We start from the raw sequence: 4,810 nt of genomic DNA, 5'->3' as shown, positions 1-4,810 counted from the left end.
CTTAGACATTCTTGTGGTGGCCCTTCTTGAGCGAGAGTCAGCAGTATCGCACCGAGTTCGAATCCAAGCCGATAACCGGCTGGATAGCATCCCCCGGTACGGGGACGAAAAGGATGCAGCAATTTCGAGAATTGTGAGAGTTGTGACTTCGTCACCTAGACCCGTTCACTAACTGTCACCCCCGCCGCGGCATCCTGAACGGCAGCATCATCTGCACCACCGGATTGCGGAAGCGCTTGAGCGACAGGCTCTCGTGGAAGGCATCAGCCATCCCCTCATCCGCCTCCACCTTCAGCAAGGTGCGTGAATAGAAGGGCGAGTCCTCCAGCAGTGACACCGCCTTGAAAGGCCGGTCCGCCCGCATGTGCCGCGCCATGCGCCAGAAGGTCGTCGTCATGTCGCGGCGCGGCGGCACTGGCATCTCCTTGACGCTCCCTTCCGCGCCGATATGCAGCGCGAAGGCGGAGTTCGAACCATCTCGTAGAACGGTATCATAGACGATGGCCGCGCCATCCTTCATTGCCGCGCGCGACCACACCCAGCTTTCGAAACTGTCCTCCAGCGGCACGGCGCCCCAGTTGGAATCGTGATAGCCGATGCCGGACCAGCGCAGGCCCGGCTTCTCGAACGCCACATCGATGCGGGAGAACGGTGCCACCGGCCGCCACACATGCAGCCCTTCCGCGTCGAGGCGCACCTCATGCGCGCAGATCGCCGACGGCGTGAGCCGCACCTGCCCCCTGAGGCGCGACGGCAGCGGCACTGTCACCTCGTCGATGTCGATGACAAGCGCGCCATCCTCCCAGCGCATGGAACTCGGCCCGATGGTGAAGCGTGTCGGCTCACGTGAAATCCAGTGCTTGCCGCGCTCCGTCATGCTCCAGCGGTGGCCGCCGTCGCCATAGAGCGCCACGTTCAGCGCGCAGAAATTCTCAGGATCGCCCGCGCCCTTGCGCCGGGCCCGCGCGTAATAGGGCGAGAACACGCTGCCCACGAAACCGATGATGGTGAGGCCGTGGCGGCCATCATCGCTCAAGCCGTCGAGATACCACCAACGGTAACCGCCTTGTGGGACCGCCGCATCGAACCCCGCCACGCCAGCAGGCTTTCCACCGCCAACCGGCCGGAGAGCATGGCCATTGGAACCCCTGGCCCCGGGTGCACGCTGCCCCCCGCCAGGTAAAGCCCCTCCACCGCCGTTCGTGCCGCGGGCCGCTGAAATGATGCCATCCATCCGTGCGAGGCCCTCCCGTAAAGCGCACCGCCGGTTGCCGGAAACAGGCCCTCGAAGCGTGCGGGGTCGGTGATGATCGTGTGTTCAGGCTTGAAGTCAACGGCAAGTCCGCACTGCGCAAGCTTGTCGCTCATGGCGCGTTCCACCTGCCAGTGGCCCTGCGGTGCATGGTCGCCATTGGCCGGTGAATTGACCAGCAGCAGAAGCCGCTCCGGGCCGCCCGCATGCCCGTCCCTGTCCTGCGCGCAGACATAGACGGTGGGCTCGTCGGGATAGCATGTCGTCAGTGCACGGAACTCTTGCGCATAATCGCGAGAAAAGAACACATTGTGCCGCGCCAGCGGAAAGCCTGAGGTCTCCGCCACCGCCGCCCAGGTGATTGCCGATAGCGAACGCTGTTTCGGCTGGATGGGTGCGACCGCGCGCTTCGCGGAAGCGCCGAGCAGTCCCGTGGCCACGGCATTGGAATCGGCATTGACGATCACCGCCGCGCAGTCGAAGCGCTCGTGTGCCGTGCTCACCGCGCAAACGCGCCCGCCGTCCGTGGCAATCTCCGTCACGGCATCGCAATAGCGGAAGGTGACGCCCTTGCGCCGCGCCAGCGCCTCAAGCGCAAGCGCCAGTTCATGCATGCCGCCCTTCACCGTCCACACGCCCGCCTGCTCCACATGTGCAACGAGCATCAGCGTGGCCGGAGCGAGGAAGGGCGAGGAGCCGCAATAGGTCGCATAGCGCCCGAACAATTGCTGCAGGCGCGGATCGCGGAAGTGCCGTGCGAGCCCCTTCCACATCGTCTCGAAGGGATTGATGCGCGCCATGGCGGCCATGCCGCCAAGCCCGTTGCTCATCGCCAGCGACGCCGGATTGGGCCGTTGCGAGCGGAGGAAGGGCTTTTCCAGCGTCTGGTAGATGCGCTTCGCCTCGGCGCTGAAGTCGCGGAAGCGCTGTGCCTCTGCCGCACCCGCGAATGCGCCGATGGCATCGGCCGATGCCGCAAGGTCGGCATGAAGGTCCAGCCGCTCAGAGTCGCTCCAGGCATGGCGCGCCAAGATGGACAGCGGTTCCAGCGTCACATGATCGGACAGCGAGGCGCCTGCCTCGTCGAACAGCTGCTCCAGCACCCAGCGCATGGTGAGGACGGTGGGGCCGCCATCGATTCCCCGGCCCGCCACGTCAAGCCGCCGCATCTTGCCGCCCGGCGCTGGCTGGCGCTCGAGCACAAGCACCTCTTCGCCCCGTGCGGCAAGGCTCACGGCGGCGGCAAGTCCGCCCATTCCGGCCCCGATGATGACGATGCGATCCCGTGACATGTGGGTCCTGTTGGCGTCCCGCGGCTTCCCTGTTGCGAAGCTGCGATTACTATGTCAATGTTCCCTTACAGTCGCAAGTGACGTTTCTTTCTGACGGCTGCGGGAGACACCCCATGGACATTGGACTCCGCCTCGAACAGGAACTCGAACAGGCCGTGGCGCATGCCGCGGCTGACGATTGCCCACCCCTTCTGGCGCAGGCCCTGCGCCATTCCGTGTTCCCGGGTGGTGCCCGAATCCGCCCCCGGCTGGTGCTGGCGGTGAGCAACGCCTGCGCATCCAGAACGTCTCCAACAGCATCGCAAAATGCAACGGCGGCAATCACTTTTGCATCCGCGGTGGAGATCCTGCATTGCGCCTCGCTTGTGCATGATGACCTTCCCTGCTTCGACAACTCTGCGTTGCGACGCGGCAAACCTTCGGTTCACGCTGCCTTTGGCGAGCGGCTGGCGGTGCTGGCGGGTGATGCGCTGATCGTGCTGGGATTTGAATGGCTGGCGCTGCGCGCAGTGGAGCGGCTGGCGCCGCTGACCGGCATTCTGGCGCGCTGTGTCGGCGGGCCGTCCGGCATTTGCGCGGGCCAGGCGTGGGAATGTGAGCAGACAATCGATATCGTGCGCTATCAGCGGGCCAAGACGGGCGCCCTCTTCGCGGCCTGCACCATGGGTGGTGCGGCGGCGCAAGGGTATGAGCCCTTCGCCTGGCAGAAGCTGGGCTTTGCCATTGGCGAGGCCTTCCAGGTGGCGGATGACCTGCGCGACGTGGCCGGATCGGCTGAAAAGCTGGGCAAGCCGGTGCACCAGGACGAGGCCAACCACGCCCCGAATTTCGTTGCAGAACTAGGGTTTGACGGCGCCATGGCGCATTTCGAGGAACTGCTCGAGGCGGCCCGCAACGCCATTCCGGACTGCCCGGGCCGCGAGGCGCTGGCCCAGCAGATCGAGGGCGTGTCGCGCAGCCTCGTCACCGGCCTGTCGGCGCGCAGCACTGTCGCTGCGTGAGATGAGCCTTCTGGGACGTGCCTTGGACCAGTGGCGGAGCTTCCGCAACGGCCTCCTCTCCTCGCCCCGCTTCCAGAAATTTGCCGTTGATTTTCCGCTGTTTAGGCCGATCAGCCGCAGCCGTTCGCGGCAGCTTTTCGACCTCCTCGCCGGCTTCACCTACAGCCAGGTGCTCTACTGCACCGTCAAGCTCGGCCTGATCGAGATGCTGGAAGGCCAGCCCCTCTCCACCGAAGGCATAGCGGCGCGCATCGGCTGGCCGGCGGACGGCACGGAACGCCTGCTCAAGGCCTCGATTTCGCTGAAGATTCTGGAGCGGACCAGCACCGGCGACGTGACGCTGGGCATCCATGGCGCAGCACTTGCCGGCAACCCATGGATCGCCCGCTTCATCACCCACCACAGCCTGCTCTATGCCGACCTGGCTGACCCCATCGGCGTCCTCTCCGGCACCAAAAAAGACAACCAGCTCAAGGACTTCTGGAGCTACGGCGACCAACGAGATGCGTCGGGCTACACCGCCCTCATGGCCGCCTCGCAGGAAGCGGTCGCCGCCGAGATCCTGGCCTCCTATGACTTCAGCCGCCACCAGCACCTGATCGACATCGGCGGCTCCAACGGCACCTTCCTGAAAGCCGCGGCGGCGCGTTATCCACAGCTGAAGCTGAGCCTGTTCGACCTTCCCAAGGTAGCTGAGATCGCCCGCGCAAACCTCGGGAATCGTTATGAAATCCATGGAGGCAGCTTCCTCGATGACGAACTGCCCAAGGGCCCGGACGTCGCCACCCTCATCCGCATCGCGCATGACCATGACGACGCCTCGGTGAAGATCCTGCTGGCCGCCGTGGCCCGCATGCTGCCGCCCGGCGGCACGCTGATCCTGGCAGAGCCGCTCTCCGGCCTCGCCGCCACGGCCCCCGTGGCCGACGCCTATTTCAGCCTCTACTTCGCCGCCATGGGCCAGGGCCGCACCCGCAACCCTGACGAGATTCGACGCATGGCCAGGGATGCCGGATTCGCGTCGGTCGAGGTTGTTGCAACACGCAATCCGGTTGTATCCGGCATGCTGCGGTTGACCATGCCGTAGCCCGCAACGCGCATCCGGACGGTCATGCGGGAGGATGCTTTTCAGATGCTTTTTCGATGCTTTTTGGATGCTGTCCGACGCGATCTGGATGCCGCCGCAAGCACCGTGGACGACGTCCAAAACCGCATGCCAGGAACGGCAACCCCGCCCTCGACCCTCCCCACAAGGGGAGAGAGCT

The 4,810-nt window shown here is 65.2% G+C and carries 4 protein-coding genes; 2 read left to right on the top strand and 2 right to left on the bottom strand.

What is annotated here, in order from left to right:
• Nucleotides 1-175 precede the first annotated feature (175 nt).
• Entirely contained in the window at nt 176-1,096 is a 921-nt protein-coding gene (locus WCJ41_RS20125) for a carotenoid 1,2-hydratase (protein ID WP_336907625.1), read from the bottom strand.
• Nucleotides 1,033-2,544, bottom strand: a complete 1,512-nt coding sequence (gene crtD / locus WCJ41_RS20120; RefSeq protein WP_336907624.1) for a 1-hydroxycarotenoid 3,4-desaturase CrtD — start codon at nt 2,542-2,544, stop codon at nt 1,033-1,035. The genes WCJ41_RS20125 and crtD overlap by 64 nt, the downstream gene beginning before the upstream one ends.
• A 113-nt stretch (nt 2,545-2,657) precedes the next feature.
• On the opposite strand from crtD, the gene WCJ41_RS20115 reads away from it, so the two are divergent.
• Both WCJ41_RS20115 and WCJ41_RS20110 read left to right on the top strand, forming a co-directional pair.
• Entirely contained in the window at nt 2,658-3,545 is an 888-nt protein-coding gene (locus tag WCJ41_RS20115; RefSeq protein WP_336907623.1) for a polyprenyl synthetase family protein, read from the top strand.
• Nucleotide 3,546: 1 nt separating this feature from the next.
• Nucleotides 3,547-4,632 (top strand): methyltransferase, encoded by a 1,086-nt coding sequence (locus tag WCJ41_RS20110; RefSeq protein WP_336907622.1) that lies wholly within the window; start codon nt 3,547-3,549, stop codon nt 4,630-4,632.
• Nucleotides 4,633-4,810 lie beyond the last annotated feature (178 nt).

The sequence above is a fragment of the Aestuariivirga sp. genome (assembly GCF_037139295.1).
Lineage (GTDB): Bacteria > Pseudomonadota > Alphaproteobacteria > Rhizobiales > Aestuariivirgaceae > Aestuariivirga.
The sequence above is the reverse complement of the archived record's forward strand: the minus strand, read 5'-3'. Positions and strand labels throughout refer to the sequence as shown.

Bases quoted from the DNA above. Each gene is read 5' to 3' on its own strand.
- crtD (WP_336907624.1), bottom strand. From the start codon at position 2,544: ATGTCACGGGATCGCATCGTCATCATCGGGGCCGGAATGGGCGGACTT.
- WCJ41_RS20115 (WP_336907623.1), top strand. From the start codon at position 2,658: ATGGACATTGGACTCCGCCTCGAACAGGAACTCGAACAGGCCGTGGCG.
- WCJ41_RS20110 (WP_336907622.1), top strand. From the start codon at position 3,547: ATGAGCCTTCTGGGACGTGCCTTGGACCAGTGGCGGAGCTTCCGCAAC.